This window comes from Streptomyces triticisoli, assembly GCF_003270085.1.
GTDB lineage: Bacteria > Actinomycetota > Actinomycetes > Streptomycetales > Streptomycetaceae > Streptomyces > Streptomyces triticisoli.
In genome coordinates this window covers 17,473-43,104 of the sequence record NZ_QFDQ01000063.1, presented here as the reverse complement: position 1 = coordinate 43,104, position 25,632 = coordinate 17,473, and the positions used below count along the sequence as shown (strand labels likewise).

Sequence of the window (25,632 nt, the reverse complement as noted above, 5' to 3'; positions counted from 1 at the left end):
GTCCCGGCCGGCCAGCCAGGCGGCGTAGTCCGCGAAGGGCCGCCGCCGCGGCAGCCGCGGCTCGCCGCCGGCGGCGAGCGCGGCGTGCGCGGCCATCACGTCCGACAGCACGTGGAAGACGCTCCACCCGTCCAGCAGGACGTGGTGGAAGGTCCACAGCACGCGCACCTCGTCGGGGCCGAGCCGGATCAGGGTGACGCGCAGCAGCGGGGGACGGTCCAGGGCGATGCCGCGGGCGCGGTCCTCGTCGAGCAGCCGCTTGAGTTCGGTGTCCCGCCACGCCGGGTCCAGGCCGCTCCAGTCGAGCTCGGTGACGGGCAGGGTGACGTGGCGGTGCACGGTCTGGAGGGGGACCGGGACCTCGCCCGGGGCCACCGCGGTCCGCAGCACGGGCGTGCGGTCCACGACGTGCTGCCAGGCGGCCGCCAGCAGCCGGGGCTCGCGCACGCCGTCCGCGACGAAGGTGATCTGCTCGACGTACAGGCCCTCACCGGGCTCGTCCATGCCGTGCACGACCATGCCGGTCTGCGTGGGGGTGAGGGCGTAGACGTCCGTCACGTCACGCCCGTCGCCGGCGAGCCGGTCGACGGCCGCCTGGTCCAGTGCGGCCAGCGGGAAGTCCGACGGGGTGCGGCCGCCCGCGCCCGGCTCGGCGCAGTGCCGGACGATCCGCCGCAGCTCCTCCGCCGTCTCCTCGGCGAGGCGTGCGACGGTGTCGTGCCGGTGCACCCGCCGGGAGTACGACCAGGTGAACTCCAGCCGCTTGTGGGTGACCCGGCCGAGGACGTCGATGAGGTGCGGTCGGTCCGCCGAGCGGTCCATGCCGCCGGTCAGCCCGCCGTGGGGCACCCGCAGCAGACCGTCCTCGGCCGCGTTCCAGTCCTGCTGTCCCAGGTAGTTGAAGCCCACCTGCGGCAGTCCGGGCAGCTCGCGTCCCGCCGTGGGGTGCAGGTGACGCAGCGCGCCGTAGCCCACTCCCCCGCGCGGCACGGCCCGGAGGTTCTCCTTGACCGTCTTCAGCGCGGTGCCCGGGTCGGCGTCGCGGGGCACGTCGAGGCCCACGGGGAACATGGTGGTGAACCAGCCGGCGGTACGGGCGAGGTCGACGTCGTCGAAGAGGTCCTCGCGGCCGTGGCCCTCCAGTGCGACCACCACCCGGTCCTGTCCCGTCCAGCGGGCCATGACCCGGCCGAGGGCGCACAGCAGGACGTCGTTGACGCGGGTGCGGTAGGCGTCCGGCACGTCCTTCAGGAGCCGGCGGGTGTCCTCGGCGCCGAGGCTCACCGTCACGGTCTCCTCGTCGGCGGCGGTGTTGCCGCCGGTGAGGTCGGTCGGCAGGGCGGTGGGGCGCAGGCCGCTCCAGTGCGCGGTCTCGTCGTCGAAGCCGCCGTCGGCGGTGTGCGCGGCCAGGCGCCGGGCCCATTCCCGGAAGGAAGTCGTCTTCGGGCCCAGGTCCGGGGTGCCACCGGTGCGCAGGGCCTGGTAGGCCGTGCCGAGGTCCTCCAGGATCACGCGCCAGGACACCGCGTCGACGACCAGGTGGTGGGCGGCCAGCAGCAGGACGGGCGGCCGGTGGTCGTCCCAGCGGCACAGGGCGGCCTTGAGCAGCGGCCCCCGTGCCAGGTCGAACCCGGAGCACAGGCCGGCGGCCACGGCGTCCGGTGCCCCGGGCGTGTCGTGCACCTCGAGGTGCGGCGCGGCGCCGGGCGGGGTGCCGTACTGGCGCCACCGTCCGTCGCCGGCCGGCTCGTAGCGCATGCGCAGCGCGTCGTGCTGCTCCAGCACCGCCGCGAGGGCGGCGCGCAGCAGCGTTGCGTCGGTGTCGGACGCCACCTCGAAGGAGGCCGTCTGGGTGAAGCGGGCCGGGTCGCCGGTGAGGGTGTCGAACAGCCAGTGCTGTACAGGCGTGAGGGGGACGTCTCCGACGACCGGGTCCTGTTCGGCACTGGCCGTCGCGGGCGGGAACTCCTCGGCCGCCGTGGCCAGTTCGGCGACCGTCTGGTGCTGGAAGAGGTGCCGGGGCGTCAGCGCGAGTCCGGCCCGGCGGGCGGCGGAGACGATCCGGATGCCGAGGATGGAGTCGCCGCCGAGCGCGAAGTAGTTGTCCGTCGCGCCCACTTCGGCCACGCCCAGCACCTCGGACCAGATCGCGGCGAGCGTCCGCTCGGTGGCGGTGCGCGGCGGCCGGGTGCCCTCCGTGGTGGTGGCGGCCGACCACACCGGTTCGGGCAGGGCCCGCCGGTCCAGCTTGCCGGTGGCGCCCAGTGGCAGTCGCTCCAGCGGCACCACGGCCGCCGGGACCAGGTGGTCTGGCAGCGTCCGGGCGAGGAAGGCACGCAGGTCGGCCGGTGCCGGGGCGTCGCCGCCGCGGGGCACGGTGTAGCCCACGAGGCGCTTGTGGCCGTCGTGTTCCACGACCCGGGCGGCGGCCGCGGCCACCTGCGGGTGCCGGCCCAGCGCGGCCTCCACCTCGCCGAGCTCGATGCGGAAGCCGCGCACCTTCACCTGGTCGTCGGTCCGGCCGAGGTACAGCAGGTCGCCGTCGGCCGTCCAGCGGACCAGGTCGCCGGTGCGGTACATGCGGCTGCCGGGCGGGCCGAAGGGGTCGGCGAGGAAGCGGGACGCGGTCAGGCCCGGCCGGTTCAGGTAGCCGCGGGCCACGCCGGTCCCGGCCAGGTACAGCTCGCCGGGCGCCCCGATGGGCACGGGGCGCATGCGGGCGTCGAGGACGTAGGCGCGGGCGCCGCCGACGGGCCGGCCGATGGGCGGGACCCGGTCGGGGTCTGCCGGGTCGCAGGTGAAGGCGGTGGCGTAGACGGTGGCCTCGGTGGGGCCGTAGATGTTCATGACCCGGCAGCCGGGGATCGCCGCGCGCACCTGGCGGACGGCGTGGGCGGGCAGCGCCTCGCCGGCCAGGACGACGGTGTCGGCCGTGACGTGCACGGTGTCCTCGGCCAGCAGGCGGTCCAGGGCGGAGGGGACGGCGCTGAGCAGTCCCGCACGCCACGGCTCGGGCCGTTCGGCGAGGGCCAGCAGGTCGCGGACGAGCTCGACGTGGCCGCCCGCCAGCAGCGGCGAGAGGATCTCGAACACCGACACGTCGAAGGTGAGCGACGTGGAGGCCACCACGTAAGAGAGCCCGCGGCCGGTGAACTCGGCGGCGGCCCAGTCGGTCAGCGCCACCACCGAGGCGTGGGGGACGACGACGCCCTTGGGCCGGCCGGTGGAGCCGGAGGTGTGGATGACGTAGGCGGGGTGGTCCGGCAGCAGCCTGCCGCACCGCTCGCCGTCACCGACGGGGGCGGCGGACGCGGCGGCCAGACGCTCGGCGCAGGCCGGATCGTCCAGGGCGATCCGCGGGTACGGGCCGTCCGGCAGCCGCGCGGAGGTCTCCGCGCAGGTGATCACCGCGTCGGGCCGCACGTCCTCGAAGAGGAACGCGATGCGCTCCGCCGGATGGCCGGGGTCGACCGGGAGGTAGGCGGCGCCGCTCTTGAGGACCGCGAGGAGCGCCACGATCAGGTCGGCGGTGCGGGGCAGGGCCAGCGCGACGAACCGCTCCGGTCCGGCCCCGGCATCGATCAGGAGGCGGGCCAGCCGGTTGGCGCGTTCGTCGAGCTGCCGGTACGTGATGTGCTCGGCGCCTGCGGTCACGGCCGGGGCGTCGGGGGTGCGGGCGGCCTGTGCCGCGAAGGCGTCCGGGAGGGTGCGGTGCGGCAGCCTCGCCACCGGTCCCGCGAGCCGGTCCAGCAGGCGGCGTCCGTCGTCCGGTTCGAGCGCCGGCAGATCGGCCAGACGGTGGTCGACGTCAGCGGCGATCCGCGTCAGCAGCGTGCGCAGGCTCGCGCCGAGCCCTTCGACGGTGGCGGCGTCGAAGGCCGCCGGGTCGTAGTCGAGGGACACCGTCACGTCGTCGCCGGGGGCGACGACCACGCTGAGCGGGTAGTTGGTCGGCTCCAGGTCGCGTTCCTGCTCGACGGCGAGCCCGTGCCGGGTCAGGGCGCCTTCGTCGAACGGGTAGTTCTCGAAGACGACGATGCTGTCGAACAGGTTGGTGCCGCCGGGCACCTCGCTCCAGGTCTGCAACTGGGCGAGGGAGACGAAGTCGTGGCGTCGGGCCTCCGACTGGGCGGCCTGCACCTCGCGCAGCCACTCCAGCAGGGGGCGGCTGCCGTCGATCCGCAGCCGGGTGGGCAGGGTGTTGATGAACAGGCCCACCATGGAGGTCACGCCGGGCAGTTCGGCCGGGCGGCCGGACACGGTGGTGCCGAAGACGACGTCCACGCCGCCGCCGTAGTGGTGCAGCAGCAGCCCCCAGGCGCCCTGGAGCACCGTGTTGACGGTCAGCCCGGCCCGCTGCGCGGTCTCCTTCAGCCGCGCCGACACCTCCCGCCCGAGGGCCACCCGGACCGTTCCCGAGGAGGACGTGCGGTGGGCCCCGGCCGGGCGCCGGTCGCGCGGCAGCGGGGTGGGGGCGGTGAACCCGGCGAGGGTCTCGCGCCAGTGGCGCTCCGCACGGCCGGTGTCCTGGGCGGCCAGCCACCGCAGGTAGTCGGCGAAGGGTGCCCGGCCGGGCACCTGCGGGCGGTGTCCGGCGGTCAGGGCCGCGTACCGCTCGCACACCTCGTCGAACACCTGGGCCGCGCTCCAGCCGTCGAGCAGGACGTGGTGGAACGTCCACACCATGCGCACCCGGTCCGGTGCCAGGCGGATCAGCGCGAGCCGCATGAGCGGGGCCGCGCCGAGGTCGATCCCGGCCTCCCGGTCCGCCTCCAGCAGCGACTCCATCTCCCGCGCGCACCGCTCGGCGGACCACCCGGTCCAGTCGTGGTGGGTGACGGGCACGACGGCCCGCCGCTCCACCACCTGGAGGGGTTCGGCGGTCTCCTGCCACACCAGGCGGGTGCGCAGGATCGGGTTCGCGTCCGCCGTGCGCTGCCACGCCTCGGCGAGCGCGTGCGGGTCGGTGACGCCGCGCAGCACCACCTGCACCTGGTTGACGTAGGTGCGGGCCCGGGGGTCCATGAGGCTGTGGAACAGCATGCCCGCCTGCATCGGCGTCAGCGGGTACACGTCCTCGACCGTGCGTCCGTCCCCCGCGATCCGGTCGACGGCGGCCTGGTCGAGCCGGGCCAGCGGGAAGTCCGAGGGCGTGCGGCCTCCGGCGTCCGGGGCGGCGCAGTGCGCGACGATCTCCTCCAGGGACCGCAGCATGCCCTCGGCGAGGGAGGCGACCGTCTCCTCGCGGTGGCGTCCGCCGCTGTAGTGCCAGGTGATCTCCAGCTCGTCGTCCTCGACGCGGGCCACCACGTCCAGCAGGTGCGGACGCGGCGCCCCGGGGTCCTCGGCGCCGCCCAGGCCGCCGGGAACGGCCCTCACCAGCGTGCCGCCGTCGGCCGACCAGTCGAACCGGCCCAGGTAGTTGAAGCTGATGCCGGGCAGCGGTGCGGCGGCGAGCCGCTCGTCGCCCGCCAGGTGGCGCAGGGCGCCGTGGCCGACGCCCCGGTCGGGTACGGCCCGCAGCTGTTCCTTCACGGACTTCAGCGCGGCGCCCCAGTCCCCCTCGGGCAGTTCGAGGGCGACCGGGAAGAGGCTGGTGAACCAGCCGACCGTGCGGGACAGGTCGAGGTCGTCGAAGAGCCGGTCCTCGCGGCCGTGTCCCTCCAGTCCCACGGCGACGGTGGTGCGGCCGGTCCAGTCGGCCAGCACGCGGCCGAGGGCGGTCAGCAGGACGTCGTCGATGCGGGTGCGGTAGACGCCGGGAACCCTGCGCAGGAGGTCGTCGGTCCGCCGGCGGTCGAGGCGTACGGTCACCGCGCGCAGGTCGGCGACGGTGTTGCCGCCGTCGAGGTCCACCGGCAGCGGTTCGGCGCAGTGCCGCGACACGGCCTCCCAGTGGGCGCGCTGAGCGGCGAAGTCTCCCTCGCCGGTGCGCTGGGTGAGCCGGCGCACCCATTCCCGCACGGACGTCGTGCGCTGCGGCAGCCGTATCCGCTCGCCGGCCAGGGCCTGCCGGTAGGCAGTCTCCAGGTCCTCCAGCAGGACGCGCCAGGAGACGCCGTCGACGACCAGGTGGTGGGCGGTCAGCAGCAGGCGGGCGGCCCGGCCCCGGCCGGTGAACAGCCGGGCGGCGACCAGCGGGCCGCTGTCCAGCCGGAAGCCGGTGTGCGCCTCCTGCGAGAAGCGGGCCTCGGCCTCCTCGGCGGCCTGGGCGTCGAGACCGTTCAGGTCGTGGACCCGCAACAGCTCCGGTGCCTCGGTGTCCGGGGCGGCGTACTCCTGGTGCCAGGTCCCGTCCGCGGCGCGGGTGAAGCGGGCGCGCAGGGCGTCGTGGTGGGCCCACAGCGCGGTCAGGGCGGTGTTCAGCGCGCCGGCGTCCACGTCCTCGGCCGTCTCGACGACCACGGACTGGTTGAAGTACTCCGGGCGCGGCGGCTCGACGTCGAGGAACCAGCGCTGGATGGGGGTGAGCCCGACCTCGCCGGTCACCGGGCCGGTGTCCGCGACGGTCGCGGCGGTGCCGGTCGCGGCGGTGGCCAGGGCGGCGAGCGTGGGGTACCGGAACAGGTCCCTCGGGGTCAGCGCGAGCCCCGCGGCACGGGCGCGGGAGACGACCTGGATGCTGACGATCGAGTCGCCGCCCAGCATGAAGAAGTGGTCGTCGGCGCCGATCCGTTCCACGCCGAGGAGTTCGGCCCAGATGCCGGCGAGCACCCGCTCGGCCTCGGTGCGCGGTGCGCGGTAGGCGGTGTCGGCCGCCGCCAGGTCGGGTTCGGGCAGGCGCCGCCGGTCGACCTTGCCGTTCGCGGTCAGGGGCAGCTGAGCCACGGTGACGAACGCGGCCGGGACCATGTAGTCGGGCAGTTCGCCGGACAGGCTCTCGCGCAGCCCGTCCGCCGGCGGCACCGCCGCGCCGGGGGCGGGCACCAGGTGGGCGACCAGGCGTTTGCGGCCCGCGTGCCGCGACACCGACACCACCGCCTCGGCGATCGCCGTGTGCGCGGTGAGCCGGGCCTCGATCTCGGCGGGTTCGACGCGGAAGCCACGGATCTTGATCTGGTCGTCGGCGCGTCCCACGAAGTGCAGTTCGCCGTCGGCGCTCCAGCGCACGATGTCGCCAGTGCGGTACATCCGTCCGCCGGGCGGGCCGAACGGGTCGGCCAGGTAGCGGGCCGCCGTCGCGCCGGGGCGTCCGGTGTAGCCACGGGCGAGCCCGGCGCCCGCGAGGTACAACTCGCCCGGGACGCCGGGTGGTTGCGGCTGAAGCGCGCTGTCCAGGACGTACACGCGGGTGTCGTCCAGAGGGCGGCCGATGGGCAGTGTCGCGGGCAGCGCGTCACCGGCGCGGAAGACCCGCCGGGTGGCGAAGGTGGTGGTCTCGGTCGGGCCGTACACGTCGACGACGGTGAGACCCGGGCAGGCGTCCAGCACGCGCCGTACGGCGGAGCCGGGCACGGCCTCGCCACCGGTCCACACCTCGCGCGCGCCGGTCAGGCACGCGGGGTCCTCCTGAGCGAGGATGCGGAACAGGCCCACCGTCAGGAACAGGCAGCTCACCCCCTCTTCGGTGATCGCGTGGCGCACGGCGGCGGCTTCCAGGTCCCCCGGCGGGGCGAGCACGGCCGTGCCGCCGCGCAGCAGCGGCACCCACACCTCGTAGGTGGAGGCGTCGAAGGCGTACGGGGAGTGCACGAGGACCCGGTCGTGACGGGCGAAGGCACGGTCGAGGGCGAGCGCCGCGACGTCCCGCTGCCGCACCGCCACGCCCTTGGGGTTGCCGGTGGAGCCGGACGTGAACATGAGGTACTGGACGTTGTCCGGGTGCACGCGCGGCACAGCCGCGGGTTCCGGGGCCGCGGCGGCGGTGTCGTCCGGCCGCAGCGCGCGGCCCTCCGGGAACAGGGCCGCGGCCGTCTCCTCCCAGGCCCCGTCCGTGAGCAGCAGGCCGGCGCCGGCTTCCCCGAGCATCGTGCGCAGCCGCTCCCGCGGCGCCCTGCCGTCGAGCGGGACGTACACGCCGCCGAGGCGGGCGAGGGCGACCTGCGCGACGACGAGGCCCACCGAGCGGTCCATCAGGACACCGACGGAGACCTCCGGACGGACCCCGAGCGCGGCCAGCCGGCCGGCCAGTGCCGCGGCCCGGTCGTCGAGTTCGCGGTAGGTGAGCCGCTCGTCACCGGCCAGCAGCGCGACGGCGTCGGGGGTGCGCCGCACCTGCGCGGCGAACACGTCCGCGGTGGTCGCCGCGGGGGTACCGGTGGCGGTGTCGTTCCACGCGCGGAGCACCTGCTCGCGCCGGGCGGCCGTCAGCAGGGGCAGGCGGGCGGGCGCGCTCCGCGGTGCGGTGGCGATCCCCTCCAGCAGGACGGTGAGGTACTCGGCCATCCGCTCGACAGTGGCGGCGTCGAAGAGGTCCGGGTCGTAGCCGAGGCGCAGCGCGAGTTCCGTGCCGGGGTAGGCGACCAGGCCGAGCGGGTAGTTGGTGGTCTCGATGCCGTCCAGGCCGCTGAGCCGCAGCCCGTGCGCGGCGGCGAGACCGTCGTCGACCGGGTAGTTCTCGAACACCACGATGCTGTCGAACAGGACGGCGCGTTCGGGCAGTTCGGTGAACGCCCGCATCCGGTGCAGCGGCACGTGGTCGTGGCGGCGGTCCTCGCTCTGCTCCTGCTGGAGCCGGCCCAGCCAGGTGAGCAGTGTCCCGTCCCGTGGCACGGTCACGCGGGTAGGCAGGGTCGCGATGAACAGGCCGGTCATGGCGTCGGCCCCGGGCAGCTCGGGCGGCCGTCCGGAGACGGTGGTGCCGAAGACCACCTCGTCGCGGGCCGCCTGGCGGCTCAGCAGCAGCGCCCAGGCGCCCTGCACGAGGGTGTTCATGGTCAGGCCCGCCGTCCTGGCCAGGCCCTCCAGTGCCCGGGTGGTGGCCTCGGGCACCGTGACGCGTACCGCCCGCGACGACTCCGCACGGTGGCTCTCGCGGGGTTCGCGGTCGAAGGGCAGCGCGGTGGCCTCGCTCAGGCCCTTCAGGCGGGTCCGCCAGTGCCGTTCGGCCTCGGCCCGGTCGGCGCGGCCCTGCAGCCAGGCGACGTAGTCGCGGAAGGGGCGGCGGTCGGGCAGCGGGACGTCCGCGGCGCCCGCCAGGCCGGCGTGGCACGCGAAGACGTCGGAGAGGACCTGGAACAGGCTCCAGCCGTCCAGGATCAGGTGGTCGAAGGACCACACGACACGGACCGCGCGGTCGGAGACCCGGGCCAGCACCAGGCGCTGGAGCGGCGCGCGCGTCAGGTCGACACCACGGGCACGGTCGCCCTCCAGCAGTTCGCGCAGCCGCTCGTCCCGCTCGGCGTCGGACAGGCCGCGCCAGTCCAGCCGCTCCACCGGCACGGCTGCCCGGCGCTGCACCACGAGAAGCGGCTCGGGCACGTCCTGCCACACCACGCGGGCGCGCAGCACCGGCGTACGGTCCGTGACCCGCTGCCAGGCGTCCGCCAGCACGGCCGGGTCCTCCACGCCGTCCAGGACGAACGTCAGCTGCTGGAAGTACACGCCGCGGTCGTCCTGCGAGAGCCGGTGGAAGAGCATGCCGGCCTGGGTGGGCGTGAGGGGGTGGGCGTCCTCCATGCCGGCGGGGTCCCCGCCCGCGATCCGGTCGACCTGCGTCTGGTCGAGCCGGGCCAGCGGGAAGTCCGAGGGGGTTCGTCCGGCGGCGCCGGGCCGGGCCGCGTGGCGGGCGAGGCCGGCCAGCGCGTCGGCGAACCGTCCGGCGAGGTCCGCGACGGTCTCCCGCCGGTGCAGCTCGTCGGAGTAGAACCAGGTGAACTCCAGGCTGTCGCCGTCCAGCAGCCCCACGACCTCCAGGGCGTGCGGGCGTGGTGCCGAGGGATCGGCGTCCAGCTCCAGCGGACGGAACGACCCGCTGTACAGCCCTCCGGAGCTCCCGGAGAGCCCGAAGCGGCCCAGGTAGTTGAAGCTGATCTGCGCGGTGGTCGCCGGGAGCGGTGCGGCGCCGCGGCCCGGCAGGGTCAGGACGCCGTGGCCGAGGCCGTGCCGGGGCACCGCGCGCAGCTGCTCCTTGACCTGCTTGAGCACGGCGTCCCAGGGCGCCTCGGGCGGGACGGCGAGGGCGACGGGGTGGCGGGTGGTGAACCAGCCGACGGTACGGCTGGTGTCGACGTCGGCGAACAGTTCCTCGCGGCCGTGGCCCTCGACGTCCACCAGCACCCGGTCGTGACCGGTCCAGCCGCACAGCACCCGGCCGAGGGCGGCGAGCAGGACGTCGTTGGCCCGGGTCCGGTAGGTCTCGGGCAGGGTGCGCAGCAGCACTTCGGTGTCCTCGGGTCCGAGGCGTACCGTCACCGAGCGCTGCGAGGCGTAGGTGTTGGTGCCCGTCCGGTCCGACGGCAGGGCGGCCCGGGCGCCTTCGGTCGCCCGCGTCCAGTAGGCCTTCTCGTCGTCGAAGCCGCCGGCGGCGGCGTGCGCGGCGAGGCGCTCGGCCCAGTGCCGCAGCGGGGACGACTTCTGGGGCAGCGCCGCCGCTCCGTCCCGGCCGGCGCGGCGGGCGCGGTAGGCCCGGTCGAGGTCCTCCAGCAGCAGGCGCCAGGAGACTCCGTCGACGACGAGGTGGTGGACGGCCAGGTGCAGCGCGTGCGGCCGTCCGGGACCCCGGTCGTGCAGTACGGCACGCAGCAGCGGGCCGTGGCGCAGGTCGTGGGGGCCGAGGTGCGGGGTGTCGGTGTCCGGACCGGTGTGGCGCGCGAGGCGGCAGCGGGCGGCCGGGACGTCGATCAGCCACCGTACGCCCGCCTCGTCGGTGAGGAAGCGGGAGCTCAGGGCGTCGTGGTGGACGATCACGTCGTTGAGGGCGTCTTCGAGTGCCCTCGCGTCGACGCCGGCGTGCAGCTTCACCGAGAGGGTCTGGCCGAAGTGCCCGGCCCGCTCGGCGGCACTGTCGAGGAGCCAGTGCTGGATGGGTGTCAGCGGCGCGGGGCCGGTTGCCTCGACGGGTGCGGACGCGGCGGCGGGCCGCCGGCTCCCCGCCTCGTCGGCGCAGCGGGCGAGGGCGGCGACCGTCTGGTGCCGGTAGACGTCCCGCGAGGTGATCGTGAGGCCCGCCTGCCGGGCCCGGGAGACGATCTGGATGCTGAGGATGGAGTCGCCGCCCAGCGCGAAGAAGTTGTCGTCCGCTCCTACCCGCTCCACGTGCAGGACGTCGGCCCAGATGGTGGCGAGGGTCCGTTCGGTGGGGGTGCGGGGCGCGACGTGGCGTGCGGCGGGTTCGGTCGGCGCCGGGTCGGGGAGCCTGCCGCGGTCCAGCTTGCCGTTGGGGTTGAGCGGCAGGGCGGGCAGCACCACGACGGCCGGGGGGACCATGTAGTCGGGCAGGGTGTGTCCGAGTTCGCGGCGTACCGCCTCCGGTTCCACGCGGGCGCCGGGGGCGGGGACGACGTATCCGGCCAGGCGGCGGTGGCCGTCGTCGTCGCGGACGGTCGCGGCGGCCTCGGCGACGCCCGTGCAGCGGCGCAGGGCCTCCTCGACCTCGCCCAGTTCGATGCGGAAGCCGCGCACCTTGACCTGCTGGTCGATGCGGCCGAGGTACTCGAGCCGGCCGTCGGCGCTCCAGCGCACCAGGTCGCCCGTGCGGTACATGCGGTCGCCGGGGGCGCCGAAGGGGTCGGCGACGAAGCGCGCGGCGGTCAGACCGGGGCGTCGCAGGTAGCCGCGGGCCAGTCCGCCGCCACCGAGGTACAACTCACCGATGACACCCGGAGGTTGGGGGCGCAGCAGGCGGTCCAGCACGTAAGCGCGGGTGCGGGCGACGGGACGGCCGATGGGCGGGGCCTGGTCGGGGACGGTGCCGTCGGCGAACCAGGCGGTGGCGTAGACGGTGGCTTCGGTCGGGCCGTAGATGTTCGCCACCTCGGCCGAGGGCATGGCGTCCCTGATGTCCCGCACGGTCCGGGCGGGCAGGGCCTCGCCTGCCAGGACGACGGTGTCCGCCTCGACTGCGCTGTCGCCGCCGAGCACGCGGGAGAGTACGGACGGGACACCACTGAGGAGTCCGGCCCGGCGGGGTCCGGGGCTGTCGGCGAGGGCCGGGAGGTCGGCGACCACCTCGACGCTGCCGCCGGCCAGCAGGGGGCACAGCAGCTCGAAGACGGACACGTCGAAGTTGAGGGAAGTGGACGCGACGACGTGCGCCAGCCCGCGCGGGCCGAACGTCTCCTTGGTCCAGGCGGCCAGCGCGGCCACGCTGCGGTGGGTGACGACCACGCCCTTGGGGCGGCCGGTGGATCCGGAGGTGTAGATGACGTAGGCGGGGTGGGACGGGGCGAGCGGCCGGGTCCGGTCGGCGTCGGTCAGGTCCGACGCATCGGCATCGGCTTCGGAGAGCTCGGCGTCCTCCAGGAGCAGTGGCTCGCAGTCGTCGGGGAGCGCGTGGGCGGTCTCACGGGTGGCGACGACGAGGGCGGGGGCCGCGTCGGCGAGCATGAAGCGGATCCGCTCGGCCGGGTAGCCGGGGTCGACGGGCAGGTATCCGGCGCCCGACTTCAGGACGGCCCACAGCACCGGCAGCAGGTCGGCGGAGCGCGGCAGGCACAGCGCCACCAGGGACTCCGGACCCGCGCCGTGCGCCGTCAGCAGCCGGGCGAGTCGGTTGGCACGCCGGTTCAGCCCGGCGTAGTCCAGCCTGCCCTCGCCGCAGGTCACGGCGGTCCGGTCGGGGGTTCGGGCCACCTGCGCCTCGAACAGCGCCGGGAGCGTGGCGCCGTCGGCGTGGTCGTCGGCCAGGGCGGGCGGGTTCCAGGAGTCGAGGAGCGTGCGCCGCTCGTCGTCCGACAGCAGCGGCAGTTCGGCCAGCGTCCGGTGCGGGCCGTCCGCCATGCCTTCCAGCAGGCGGTGCAGCTGCCGGCTCACCCGGGCCACGGTCGCCGCCTCGTACAGGTCGGTGTTGTACTCGACCGTCAGCTCGCAGTCGCCGTCGGCGCGCGGCGCGAACTCCAGCACGAGGTCGAAGCGGGCGGCCGGGCGGGGCAGCGGATGTTCCTCGATCCGCACCCCGGCCGCCAGCGGAGGCCGGGCGGGCGCCGCCTGCTGCACCACCAACACCTGCACCAGCGGAGTGCGGCTGGGGTCTCTGGGCGGGGCCAGTTCCTCGACCACCCGGTCGAACGGCACGCCGTCGTGCGCGAAGGCGTCCAGCACGGTCGCGCGCATGGACTCCACGAACCGATCGACCGTGACGGTGTCGTCGACCTCGCCGCGCAACACGACGGTGTTGGCGAAGAAGCCCGTCACGTCCTCCAGTTCGCGGCGGCCCCGCCCGTTGGTGACGGTCCCGAACGCCACGTCCCGCTGCCCGGAGTAGCGGGAGAACAGCACGGCCGCTGCCCCGGCGAACAGCGTGAAGACGGTCGTGCCGCGGCCCTGGGCCAGTTGCCGCAGCCGGTCCACCAGGTGCTTCGGGAGGTGGTGACGGTGTGCCGCGCCCGCGGTGGTGCGCACCGCCGGCCGGGGCCGGTCGGTGGGCAGTTCGAGTTGCTGCATGCCGGTCAGGTGGCGCTTCCAGTAGCCGAGGTCGTCGGCGTCCGCGTCGCCGGTGCGCCGCTCGCGCTCCCACAGCGCGAAGTCCGGGTACTGCACACCCGGCCGGGTAAGGCCGTCCGGTTCGCCGCAGGCCTCCGCGCGGTAGAGCGCCGTCAGGTCCCGGGTCAGGACGCCGACCGACCAGCCGTCGGTGACGATGTGGTGCTGGGCCAGCAGCAGGACGTGGTCCCCGGGCGCGCGGCGGACGAGCAGCGCCCGGGTCAGGGGCCCGGCCGTCAGGTCGTGGGGGCGGCGCAGTTCCTCGGTCAGCAGGCCCTCGACGGCGTCGTCCCGCCGGTCGGCGGGCAGGTGCTCGACGTCACAGGTGCGCAGGGGGAGTACCGCCTCGGGGGCGATCAGCTGGACGCCCCGGCCGTCGACGGTGGCGAAGGCGGTGCGCAGGGAGTCGTGGCGGGCGGCGAGCCGGTCCAGGGCGCGTCGCAGGGCCGGCGTGTCGAGCGGACCGCGCAGCCGCAGCGCCACGCCGGTGTTGTACTCGGTTCCGCCGTCGGTGAGGTCGTCGAGGAACCACAGGCGTCGCTGGGCGCTGGAGAGCGGGACGGGCTTTCCGCGCGGGGCGGAGGGGATCGGGTCCGGCGGCGCGGCGGCGGACGGCTCGGCGGCCAGCGGGGCGAGCGCGGCGACGGTCCGTGCGGTGAACACGTCGCGCAGGGAGAGCCGGGCGCCGAGGACTTCCCGGATCCGCGTCAGGGTGCGGGCGGCGAGGATCGAGTCGCCGCCCAGGTCGAAGAAGTCGTCGGTGACGCCGACGGCGTCGACGCCGAGGACGTCGGCCCAGATCGCGGCCAGGGCCCGCTCGTCGCCGGTGCGCGGCTCGACGTGCTCCTCGGTCCGCGCGCCGCCGGGGGCGGGCAGGGCCCGCAGATCGATCTTGTGCTGCGGAGTGAGCGGCAGCGCGTCCAGGACGACGACGGCAGAGGGCACCATGTGGGCCGGCAGGGCGGCGGCGAGGGCGGCGCGCAGCCGGGCGGGCTCTGGTCTGCGGGCCGGGTCGGCGGGCGTGACGTAGCCGACGAGCCGGCCGCGGGCGGGTTCCTCGTCGCGGACCACGACGACGGCCTCACGGACGCCGGGGGCACGGGTCAGGGCGGCCTCGATCTCGCCGGGCTCGATGCGGAAGCCGCGCACCTTGACCTGCCGGTCGACCCGGCCGAGGAACTCCAGCTCGCCGTCCGCCCTGCGGCGCACCCGGTCGCCGGTGCGGTAGAGGCGGGCGCCGGGCGGCCCGAAGGGGTGGGCGACGAACCGGGCCGCGGTCAGACCGGGGCGGCCGAGGTAGCCGCGGGCCAGCCCGTCGCCGCCCACGTACAGCTCGCCCTCGGTGCCGGGCGGCACCGGGCGCAGTGCCGCGTCCAGGACGTGGGCCTCGGTGCCGGGCAGCGGGCTGCCGATGGCCGGTGTGCCGGTGCCGTCAGTGAGCGGTCCGGTCCAGGTGGCGACGACGGTGGCCTCGGTCGGCCCGTAGGAGTTGATCATGCGGCGGCCGGGTGCCCACCGGTCGACGAGCGCGGCCGGGCACGCCTCGGCCCCGACGATCAGGGTGCGCAGGTGCGGCGCGCCGCCGGTGTCCGCCGGGTCGGGCAGGGTGGCGAGGGCGGCGGGCGGTATGAGGGCGTGGGTGATGCGGTGCTCGTCCAGGACGGTGGCCAGTTCGTCGCCCAGCCAAGGCCCGTCCTGCGGCACGACCAGCAGGGCGCCGGACAGGACGGAGATGCACAGCTCCAGTACGGAGGCGTCGAAGCTGGGTGAGGAGAACTGCAGCACGCGGTCGCCCGGGCCGACGGCGTACCGCTCGGCGGCGGCCGCGGCGAAGGCACCGATGCCGCGGTGGGTGACGATGACGCCCTTGGGGGTGCCGGTGGAACCGGAAGTGAAGATGACGTACGCCGCGTGGTCGGGGAGCACCCGCCTCTCGGGCGGGTTCGCCTCCTGGTCCCCGGCATTCATCAGCGCGCGGACCCGGTCCGGGTCGTCCAGGACGACGGCCGGTGCGGCGTCGGCGAGCATCAGGGCACGCCGTTCGGCCGGGTAGCCGGGGTCCACGGGGAGGAAGGCGGCACCGGCCAGGGCCACGGCCAGCTCGGCGGCGATCAGTTCCATCGAGCGCGGCAGGACCAGCGCCACCGTCCGCTCCGGTCCGGCACCGCTGCCGACGAGGTGGGCGGCGAGACGGCCGGCCCGCCGTGCGAGTTCCCCGTACGACCAGGTGCGCCGGCCGTCGGTCACCGCGGGGGCGTGTGGGTCGCGCCTCACCCGCTCGGCGAACAGCTCGCCGAGCGGGACGTGACGGGGGGCGTGGTCCGCGCGGGACGGCGGGGTGGTGCCGGCGGGGGCGGGCGCGGCGGGGCGCTGGGCGTGCAAGTCCGTCATCGGGATGAAGTCCTCCGGGCGTGGGGCGGCGCGCAGACCCGGCGCGCCGGTCTCGGGCAGTCCGCGGGCACACCGGACCGGGGCGGGGGTCCGGTGTGCGGGGCGGGTGCGTGACGCGGGCGCGGTCAGATGGTGCCGGTGCGGCGCGCGGTGCGTCCGGATATCTGCAGGCGGTCGATGATCCCGGTGGCGGGGTCGCGGTGGAAGCGGCCGCCGGGCTCGTGCCGGCCGGTCGCCGGGTCGACCAGATCGCAGGATAGGTCCGGATAACACACCAGCGGCACGGGGTAGTCGCCGTCGACGGACAGGGTCGGCGTGCCGTCCCCGTCGAGCTTGACCGCGTACTCGGTGCCCCCGTTGCGGTAGGTGCCGGCGCATTCCGGCAGCGGTATGGCGGGACCGCGGCGGGCGGTGGCCGGGGCGGTCGGCACGCGTATGCCGGTGAGCCGGGTGAGGTCGGCGGCGAGGTCCCGCCACAGGGCGGTGGCGCCGCCGGCGTTGCCGGTGAAGGCGACGACGACGCCGCTGTCCGGCTCGGCCCGCAGATGGCAGGAGGTGCCCTGGGCGTTCCCGTCGTGTCCGCACCACACGCGACCGTCCTGCTGGAAGAGGGCGAGGCCCAGGCCCCAGGAGTCCGCCAGGGCACCGGGGTCGGCGGCCGGTTCGGGACGGCGCATCTGGGCGGCGATGGACGCGGGCAGGACGGTGGACTGGCCGTTGACGGCCCTTCCCAGGGCCACCAGGTCCTCGGCGCTCGCCAGCAGGGCTCCGGCCGGAGCCTCCACCGGGGCGAGGTTCTGGTGGGCCGGGCGCACCAGTCCCGTGGCCGTGTTGAGGGCGTGGCCGGTGGCGACCGGCCGCGCGGAGGTGGCGTCGCCCAGGAAGGCAGGGACGATGCCCAGGGGTTCGAGGAGGAGCGCTCGCAGCGCTTCCTGCCAGGTCATGCCCGTCACTTCGGACACGAGCCGGCCGGCGGCGACGTAGCCGGCGTTGGAGTAGGAGAAGCCGGTTCCCGGCAGGAACAGGGCGCCCTGCGCGGTGCAGACCGCCGAGAGGTAGCGCGTGGCGGTGGTGTCGGCGGCGCTGTCGGAGTCGGGTCCGGTGGGCAGGCCGCCGGTGTGACTGAGCAGGTGACGCGCGGTCACCTCAGGCAGTAACCGTAATTCGGGCAGTAATTCGACGGTGGGCTCGTCGAGGTCGAGGTCCCCGTCGTCGGCGAGGAGCAGCACGACGGCGGCCGTGCCGAGCTTGGTGACGGAGCCCAGGGGTACGGCCGTGTCCGCGGTGAACGGGGTTCCCGTCAGGGCGTCGGCCGTGCCGGTGTGCACGCTGAGGGTGTGCGTGCCGGTGTGGACGGCCAGTTGGGCGCCGGGCACGTGGTGGGCGCGCGCGAGGGAGTCGAGGCGGCTCTGCAACTCCTGGCGCAGCGGGGACGGCGGCCGGTCGGCGGCCGGAGCGGCGGTGGGGTACGGCATGAGAAAGGGAACTCCTGGTGAGAGCGGGTGCGGGGAGGGGACACGGCCGGCCCGCTGGTGAGCGGTGCGGGACCTGGCGTGTCGACGCGCGTCACGGTCTGGTGACAGCGATCGGCAGGTGGCGTACGCCGACGATGACGGCCGGGGTCTGGTATGTGACGTCGCCGTAGCAGGGGACCTCGATGGCAGAGAAACGTTCCATCAACATATGCAGCGCGATCCGTGCTTCCAGCCGGGCCAGTGGCGCGCCGAAGCAGAAGTGGATGCCGTGGCCGAAAGTCAGATGGGGATTCGGACTGCGGGCCACGTCGAAGACGTCCGGAGTGGTGAAGCGGGAGGGGTCACGGTTGGCGGCACCCAGGTGCACCATCAGCAGGGTGTCGGCCGGGATCTCGTGGCCGTCGAGCACCACCGGTCGGGTGGTGCGCCGTCCCAGCTCGGGGAAGGGCGGCAGCCAGCGCAGTACTTCCTCGACGGCGTTCGGCAGCCGGCCGGGGTCCTCGCGCAGCGCGGCGAAGGCATCGGGATGCCGGTCGAAGAGGACCACGGCGTTGCCGAGCAGCGCGGTGGTGGTGATGTGCCCGGCGACCAGCAGCAGGGCGACGAATCCGACGATCTCCTCGTCCGCCAGGCTCGTTCCGTCCACCTCGGCGGTGAGGAGCCTGCTGGTGAGGTCGTCCCCGGGGTGGGCGCGGCGGTGCCGGATGTGGTCCAGCACGTAGCCGTTCATCTCTCGCACGGTCGGGGCGATGGCCTCCAGCGCCCGTTCCAGGTCGGCCATGTCGAGGCTGTCACCGAGCTGGTCGCCGCCGAAGAGGATGCCGGCCCACTCCTGGAACAGTCTGTGGTCGTCGGCGGGGATGCCGAGGAGTTCGGCGATCACGATGATCGGCAGGGGGTAGGCGAGGGTGTCGACCAGGTCGAACCGGTCGCGGTCGGCGACACCGTCGAGCAGGCGCGCGCACACGGCCTCGATACGCGGTCCGAGCCCGTGGACCACTCTCGGAGTGAAGGCCTGGCTCACCAAGGTGCGGAGCTTGCGGTGTCTCGGCGGGTCCATGCCGACGAAGTTGCCCTGCCGGAAGGTCTCGAAGTCCTGCTGGGTGGGGGCGATGGGCGTGAGGTCGGAGGAGTAGGTCGCCGGGTCGGCGAGTACGGCGGAGACCCCCTGGTAGTCGACGACACGCCACTGCTCCTGCCCTTCGTCGTAGGTGACGGGGCCCGCCTCGTGTAAGGACCGCCACCGGTCGGGTAACGCGTCCAGGGGCGAGTCGGTCCCGGGCAGTTGTGTGCTTGTCAACGTTTCTCCTTGGGTGAGGACGCGCGGACCCGGCGGTGGGGCACCGACGGTGCTGTGGGTTCGCCGGGCAGGAAGCCGTGGCCGTCATGGACTTGGTCAACAGGTGTGGCACCGCGCGGCAGCTCTCGCTCCGCGCCAGGTAGCCGACTTGTGGTCAAGCTGGGCCGACCGCCGCTCGGGAACGACCCGCCCGTCCGCCCTTCACGGAATGCGAGTGGCCCCCCGGAGGCGTCAGGAGACCTGGGGACAGGTTCCGTACGGCAGGGCGGCGGTTCCGAGCGGTCCGGACGTCCGTCGTGCGGCCGGCAGACCCGCACGCTCGCAGTCTGGTGACACGTGCCTCGGGCACCAAGCAGACATCACTACATCCCCCAGTGACTTTCCCCGCGCAGCAGCCCCGCGCAGGACTCCCCTGTCTCACGATTCAGTGCTCGCGTGCCAAGAACGCGCTTCGACGCGGTCCATTCCGGCCGAAGGCGCTCACAGTTTTCACGTCGGGTCACGATATGGCAACCCCCCGAAACTGAAGGGGGATGGCCCGTCAGTAGCCCACCGCGAGGGACGTGTATCCCGTCGTTCCACACTCAAACCCCTTGCATCAACGGAAAGTTGACTTTCATCTCGACAACCGGGCCACGGCGCCGCCACCTGCACCATCCGCCTCGGACGCATGGACGCCCGCCCCATGGGTTTCGGCCGGATTCGGCAACGGCATGTCTGAACGCCACCCGGCACGGGTCCCTTGGTGGGCGCCCGGCACGGGCCCCTTGGTGGGCGCTCGGCACGGAGAACGACCTGGCGCACGGAGGAAGCCACCGGCGCACACGGTCACTGCGCGTGCGCGGGCGTACGCCAACGAGCTCGCGGCAGTACCGCGGGCCGCTACGCGCCGCCCGTCATCGCCCGTCGGCGTCGGCGCACTCGGCGACGAGCCGCACGATGGTGTCCTGATGGTCCGTCAGGAAGAAGTGTTCCCCAGGGAGGACCTTCAGCCGGAAACCGGCCGTGGTGTGACTCTTCCAGGCTGCGGCCTCCTCCGGCGCGACCTGCGGGTCCCGGTCCCCGGTCAGGCAGAGGACCGGCGTGTCCACCACGGCGTCGGGGACCGGCCGGTACCGGGTGACCGCCCGGTAGTCATTGCGTATGACGGGCAGGAACAGGTCCATGAGTTCCGGGCTGCGGACGATCGTCGGGTCGGTGCCGCCGAGACCGGCAAGGTGGTCGAGGATCTCCTGGTCGGATTCGAAAGCCGGGATCTCGCGCGGTGCCGACGGGGCGGTCCGGCCAGAAACGACGAGACGGCAGTGTGCCGTCAGCGGGTCGCGCCCGAGCCGGAGTACCGACTCGAAGGCGACGGACGCCCCCATGCTGTGGCCGACGAGCACGAGCGGCACGGGCTCCGCCGCCCATCGCCGCAGGGACGGCATCAGCCGGTCGGCGAGCCCTTCGACGGTCGCCACGAACGGTTCACCGAAGCGCTCCTGCCTCCCCGGGTACTGAACGGCCGCGACGTCGTACCCCTCGGGGAACCGCCGCGCGAACGGCGCGTAGAACGAGGCGGCGCCACCGGCGTGCGGAAAGAAGAGCACGCGCGCGCGAGGTGGCACGGCACCGCGCAGAGGTCTGATCCAGGGGTCCTTGTCCTCCATCGGCGCTCCCCGCCCTTCTTCCCTGTGGCCAGGGTTGCGCGCCCGGCCGGCCCGGTGTGACCATCGCCGACCGTACGGTGCCCGCTCGCCGACCGTCGAGGGGCACCTCGCGGGGCGCGACTGCCAGGTGCCGGGGGCAGCAGAGATCTGAAGTTCCCCCCGTGGTCGGGACGCCGGCGTCTTCGAGGCCCTGCTGGAGGGCCTGATCGCGGAAGCCGCGCAGCGGGGTGAGGTGGACCTGTCCCTGGTCAGCATCGACTCCACCACCGCGCGCGCTCACCACGACGCCGCCGGGATGCACCTGGACCAGGACGTCCTCACCGCCCTGGAGAAGGCCGCCGCCGAGGAGGAGAAGGCCAGGTCAAGGGGGGCGGCCGCGAGGAACAAAGCGGGCAGGACAACGGGGACGCCCCCGAGCGGGAAGAGCGACGCCGCATCCGGCGCCGACACAAGCTCCGGCTGAAGGCCGCCCTCCTGGGACGCTCCCGGGGCGGGCAGACCAGCAAGGTCCACCTGGTCGCCGACCGGAGGTGCCGCCCGCTGGCGTTCGTGCTGACCGCGGGCCAGGCCGCGGACAGCACGCAGTTCATCCCCGTGCTGAACAAGATCCGGGTCCGCGGGCCCGTCGGCCGTCCCCGCACCCGGCCGGACGCCGTCGCCGCGGACAAGGCTTATTCGTCGCGCGGCAACCGCGCCCACCTGCGCCGACGCGGCATCAAGGCCGTCATCCCGGAGAAGCGGGACCAGGCCGCCCACCGGAAGAAGAAGGGCAGCCGGGGCGGCCGGCCCGTCCGCCACGACGCCGCTCTCTACAAGGAGCGGAACACCGTCGAACGGCTGATCAACAAACTGAAGGCCTGGCGGGGCATCGCCACCCGGTACGACAAGACCCCGGACAGCTACCTCGCCGGCCTCCACCTCCGCGCCTCGATGATCTGGATCAAAGACCTCACCCGGACCGCCCATTGATCACAATCGACGCGCCCTAGCCGTATGGGTTGAGTGCCCAGAAGCGGACGGTGTCGCTGCGACGGTCAAACCACAGTTCGGTGGAGTAGCCGCTGCCGTCGCGGTCGAGCTCGTGCGACCGGACCCACTGCGGGTTCTCCGGCCCCTCGCCCTTGAGCGGCTTCTCGAACCACGAGGAGAAGTCATCGGCCGGCCCCTCGGAGACGAAGGCGTGGGCCGCCGTCAGCTCGGCAAGTTTCCCCGGTGCCAGCCGGGCGAAGCCCGAGATCACCAGCTCCGGCGACGGTATGCCCCGATCGTTGTGCCGGCTGCTCACCCACTTGGCATCGGTGAGCGGGCCCAGCAGCGGGAATGCCCGCTCCAGCGGTGCGGTGTCGGTGTGCCAGTCCCCCTGGGCCCCGCTCGCCACCTGACGCAGGGCCCACCAGGCGGGTAGGACCGCCAGCCCCGCCCCGATCCCGATCAGCTTCCGTCGCTCCAACGAGATCCCCCTCAGCCTGACTTCGGGGGCACCTTATCTGGCTCGAGCACCTCACCCGGACCACCTATTGATCACAACCAAATACGTGCCCTGGTGCCGCATCAGGCAACGTTCGCCCTGTAGTGTGGCCCCGCCTGTCGACGGCTTCGGCCGCTGGCGATAATCGACCGATGAGCGCCATCGATCGCCCTATGCCGCCCCTGAACGCCGACGAGCGCGCGACGCTTGAAAGCTGGCTCGACTTTCACCGCACCACACTGGCCATGAAGTGCGAGGGTCTGGACGATGAGCAGGCCGCCGTCGCGTCCGTGCCGCCGTCCGGCTTCACGTTGACCGGCCTGGTCCAGCACATGGCGGAGGTGGAGCGGAACTGGTTCCGCCGCGTGCTCGCCGGAGAACAGGCCCCGCCCATCTACGACCCGCAGGCCGACCCGGACGGTCCCGACGGCGGCTTCGACCTTGCTGCGGGCGCCGCCCTGAGTGACGCCCTCGCCACCTGGCACGCGGAGATCGCCCGCGCCCGCGAGCACTGCGCCGACCGTGCTCTGACCGATACGGGCCGCTTCATGGAGCAGGACGTCAACCTCCGCTGGATCTACGTCCACATGATCGAGGAGTACGCCCGCCACAACGGCCACGCCGACCTGGTCCGGGAACGCATCGATGGCGCCACCGGCGTTTAGCGCCGGATCAGGCAGCGTTAGCCCTGCCGACGACAGCGCGTAGGCGCTGGTCGTCGGCGTGGCGGTTTCGCCAGATGATGTAGCGGCGGATCATACCGCCCTGTTCCTTGTGGCTGGCGTGGTCGGTGCCGTCGAGGGTGAAGTAGCGCAGCGCGGTGAACTGGGCCTCGATGCGATTGAGCCAGGAGCTGTTGGTGGGGGTGTAGGCGATTTCGACGTTGTTCGCCGCGGCCCAGGTGCCGACGCGTTGGCACTTCTTGGTGGTCAGATGCGGGGAGAAGTTGTCGCAGACGATCGCGATACGGACCTGGGGCGGGTAGAGGCTGCGCAGGTAGCGGCAGAATTCCAGGAACTGGGTGCGCTTCTTGACCGGCTTGATGTGGCCGTAGAGCTTGTCCTTGGCCAGGTCCAGGGCGGCGAACAGGTGCCGTACTCCGCCGTAGCGGTTGTAGGTCGCCCGCCGCCTGCGGCGAGGTTCGCGGTCGGGGTCCTTGTACTTGCCACCGCGTTCGGCCCACTGCCAGCCCGGGTGGGGCATCAGGTTGAGCGGCCCGAACTCGTCCATGCAGAAGACGACTTCGGGCTCGCCCTCCTCGGGTATGACCTCGGCGTCGGCGATCGCGTAGAGGTGCTCGACGCGGGCCTTCTTCGCCGCGTAGTCAGGGTCCTTGGATGTCTTCCAGGTCTTCAGGTGTTGAAAGGAGACGCCCTCCTCGCGGAGCAGGATGCGCAGGCCCTCGTGGCTGATGTCGTCGACCACCCCCTCGGCGACCAGGAAGTCCGCCAGCTTGGTCAGGCTCCACGTCGAAAACGGCAGATCGTGCTCGGCCGGCTTGGACTTCGCGATCTTCTTGATCTCGCGCCGCTCGGGCAGGGTGAAGGTCCTGGGCCGGCCGCCCTTGTACTTCGGATACAGGGAGTCGAAGCCGTCGGTGTTGAAGTTGTGGATCACGTCCCGGACCCGATCCGCGCTCGTGAATGTCACCTCGGCGATCTTCGCCACGGGCATACCCTGCGCGGACAGCAGCACCATCTGAGCGCGCCGCCAGGTCACCACCGACCCCGTGCCTCTGCGGATGGTCCGCAACAGGCGCTGCCCCTCGTCGTCATCGATCTCACGGACACGTACTCGTTCTGCCACCCGGACAGCCTGGCGACACCGCGCCGTCCGGACCAGCATCCGAACGGCGCGTCACGTCACTACGGGGCAAAGGTTGTCTGATGCGGCACTAGCCGCTGCAGCTCACCGCTACCAACGCATGTTGAGCGCGTCCAGGTCCGCCCTCCGCCGCTCACTGAGCTCGGCTGCCCTTCGCCGGGTGTTGTCGAGCCATGCCCCGGTCGGTGCTCCGTCCCATCCACGATCTCTACGTGCTTGCGGGGGACCATCAGGTGACCTTCACGAGCGTGGAACTGCTTCGCGGCCGTCAGATTGGCCGTCCACTGATCGTCCTGCGACCGCGCCACCGGCCGCACCGGCTCGTCCTCGGCAGGGTCGATGCCGACCGTTTCCAGGAGGTACTGCTGCGCCGGGACGAGCCGGTCCCACGCGGTGCGTTGCGCGGTGATCCACACGGCGAGGTCTTCGCCCTGCATGACGACCTCGCCCGCGGCTGCCAGAAGTGTCCCGCCGGCCTTGACGGGCCGCCATACGGGTTGGGAAGGGCCGCCTTGGAGTAGGTCGACCAGTGGCGCCGCCAGGACGGGGACGTGGCGCAGGAAGCCGGCCAGCGCCGGGCTGGCGGCCGCCGCGCGCAGGGCCTTGACCGGGTGGTGATGCCGGCGGGGCCGGTGCCGTCCAGGACGAACAGCAGCCGAGGGAAGAGCGGGGTAGTGCCGCCGAGGGGCGCGTCGGGCGAACGCCCCTCGGCGGTGCTGGCGGCGAATCGTCAGAGCTGGCCGGACTCGACGATAGTGATCTTCGCGGAGGTACGGCCGTTGGAGGAGCCAAGGGCCTCGATCTTCTTGACGAGGTCCATGCTCTCGGTGTCGGCGACCTCGCCGAACACCACGTGCTTGCCGTCCAGCCAGTCCGTCACGATGGTCGTGATGAAGAACTGCGAGCCGTTGCTGTTCGGGCCCGCGTTGGCCATGGACAGCAGGCCCGGCCGGTCGTGCTTGAGGGTGAAGTTCTCGTCGGCGAACTTCTCGCCGTAGATGCTCTTGCCGCCGGTGCCGTTGCCCCGGGTGAAGTCGCCGCCCTGGAGCATGAAGTCGGGGATGACACGGTGGAACGACGAGCCCGCGTAGCCGAAGCCCTTCTCGCCGGTCGCGAGGGCGCGGAAGTTCTCCGCCGTCCTGGGAACCACGTCGTCGAACAGGTTGAAGACGATCCGCCCGGCGGGCTCGTCGTTGATGGTGATATCGAAGTAAACCTTGGTCGTCATGCCCCCATCCTGACATTCCGCCGGGTACCGCTCGCCTACCACCCTGCCGTCGCCGGGCCCGTCGGTAAGACCGCTGTGCAGATCTGTGCAGTGGCCCTGACCCGGTGTACAGGATGAACGCACCAGTCACCAAACGAACTCGGTCACGCCCGCTGGCCCGTCATCGGTTGCGGATGACATCTCGACCGCTGGCAGGATAGTCGGATAAACGGCACGTGTGCCGGGTAGGACGGACGCCGGGACGATCTCCACTGCGGAGGACGCCCCAGCATTCGCCCCGGCCGGGCTTGCCCGGCGAGAGAGAAGGAACAGTCAGATGGCCAGCGGCACGGTGAAGTGGTTCAACGCCGAGAAGGGGTACGGCTTCATTGCCCAGGACGGCGGTCCGGACGTCTTCGCCCACTACTCCAACATCTCCGGTACCGGTTACCGCGAACTGGTCGAGGGAGAGAAGGTGACCTTCGACGTGACGCAGGGCCAGAAGGGACCACAGGCGGAGAACATCGTCCGCGGCTGACCTGAACACACCCTGCCCTCCCTGGCGTGTACTGTTGCTGGTGCCGACGCGGGGTGGAGCAGCTCGGTAGCTCGCTGGGCTCATAACCCAGAGGTCGCAGGTTCAAATCCTGTCCCCGCTACCACACGAAAGGGCCCGGCCTCCGGGCCCTTTCGCATGCACCCACGGCTTCGGTCTGCCCGACGGGGACCTCCAGTGC

The 25,632-nt window shown here is 73.3% G+C and carries 10 protein-coding genes, 1 tRNA gene and 1 pseudogene; 4 read left to right on the top strand and 8 right to left on the bottom strand.

All coding sequences use genetic code 11. The features are described 5' to 3' along the window. The 4 genes from DEP02_RS11535 to DEP02_RS11520 form a co-directional block, all read right to left on the bottom strand. Window positions 1–15,972, bottom strand: a 15,972-nt coding sequence (locus tag DEP02_RS11535) for a non-ribosomal peptide synthase/polyketide synthase (protein WP_112467242.1), incomplete at its 3' end; no start/stop codon positions are given. A gap of 125 nt (window positions 15,973–16,097) precedes the next feature. Then, window positions 16,098–17,447 (bottom strand): serine hydrolase domain-containing protein, encoded by a 1,350-nt coding sequence (locus DEP02_RS11530; protein ID WP_112467241.1) that lies wholly within the window; start codon window positions 17,445–17,447, stop codon window positions 16,098–16,100. Between the two features lie 91 nt (window positions 17,448–17,538). Next, on the bottom strand, window positions 17,539–18,747 hold the full coding sequence (locus DEP02_RS11525) for a cytochrome P450 (RefSeq protein ID WP_112467240.1): 1,209 nt from the start codon (window positions 18,745–18,747) through the stop codon (window positions 17,539–17,541). Between the two features lie 896 nt (window positions 18,748–19,643). Next, the gene (locus DEP02_RS11520; RefSeq protein WP_157977420.1) at window positions 19,644–20,396 is read right to left on the bottom strand and encodes a thioesterase II family protein; all 753 of its coding nucleotides are present in this window, start codon (window positions 20,394–20,396) and stop codon (window positions 19,644–19,646) included. Between the two features lie 166 nt (window positions 20,397–20,562). On the opposite strand from DEP02_RS11520, the pseudogene DEP02_RS11515 reads away from it, so the two are divergent. Continuing rightward, window positions 20,563–21,365: pseudogene (locus DEP02_RS11515) on the top strand (IS5 family transposase); the annotation flags it as partial. Window positions 21,366–21,381: 16 nt separating this feature from the next. On the opposite strand, the gene DEP02_RS11510 reads toward DEP02_RS11515, so the two are convergent. Beyond that, window positions 21,382–21,846 (bottom strand): hypothetical protein, encoded by a 465-nt coding sequence (locus DEP02_RS11510; protein WP_232839062.1) that lies wholly within the window; start codon window positions 21,844–21,846, stop codon window positions 21,382–21,384. 170 nt (window positions 21,847–22,016) lie between these two features. Between DEP02_RS11510 and DEP02_RS11505 the strand changes: the two genes are divergently transcribed. Beyond that, the gene (locus tag DEP02_RS11505) at window positions 22,017–22,529 is read left to right on the top strand and encodes a DinB family protein (RefSeq protein ID WP_112467239.1); all 513 of its coding nucleotides are present in this window, start codon (window positions 22,017–22,019) and stop codon (window positions 22,527–22,529) included. A 7-nt stretch (window positions 22,530–22,536) separates the two neighbouring features. On the opposite strand, the gene DEP02_RS11500 is transcribed toward DEP02_RS11505, so the two are convergent. From DEP02_RS11500 to DEP02_RS11490, 3 genes are all read right to left on the bottom strand, one after another. Next, window positions 22,537–23,670 carry an IS630 family transposase gene (locus tag DEP02_RS11500; protein ID WP_232839061.1) on the bottom strand — a complete coding sequence of 378 codons (1,134 nt, stop codon included), beginning with the start codon at window positions 23,668–23,670 and terminating at the stop codon, window positions 22,537–22,539. Window positions 23,671–23,729: 59 nt separating this feature from the next. After that, on the bottom strand, window positions 23,730–24,125 hold the full coding sequence (locus DEP02_RS11495) for a helicase associated domain-containing protein (RefSeq protein ID WP_232839060.1): 396 nt from the start codon (window positions 24,123–24,125) through the stop codon (window positions 23,730–23,732). A 293-nt stretch (window positions 24,126–24,418) separates the two neighbouring features. Then, window positions 24,419–24,916, bottom strand: coding sequence for a peptidylprolyl isomerase (locus tag DEP02_RS11490; RefSeq protein WP_112467237.1), 498 nt, complete (start codon window positions 24,914–24,916; stop codon window positions 24,419–24,421). Between the two features lie 316 nt (window positions 24,917–25,232). Here DEP02_RS11490 and DEP02_RS11485 point away from each other — a divergent pair, with 316 nt between their 5' ends. Both DEP02_RS11485 and DEP02_RS11480 read left to right on the top strand, forming a co-directional pair. Then, window positions 25,233–25,433 carry a cold-shock protein gene (locus tag DEP02_RS11485; RefSeq protein ID WP_112467236.1) on the top strand — a complete coding sequence of 67 codons (201 nt, stop codon included), beginning with the start codon at window positions 25,233–25,235 and terminating at the stop codon, window positions 25,431–25,433. A gap of 47 nt (window positions 25,434–25,480) precedes the next feature. Further along, window positions 25,481–25,557, top strand: a tRNA-Met gene (locus DEP02_RS11480). Window positions 25,558–25,632: the final 75 nt, after the last annotated feature.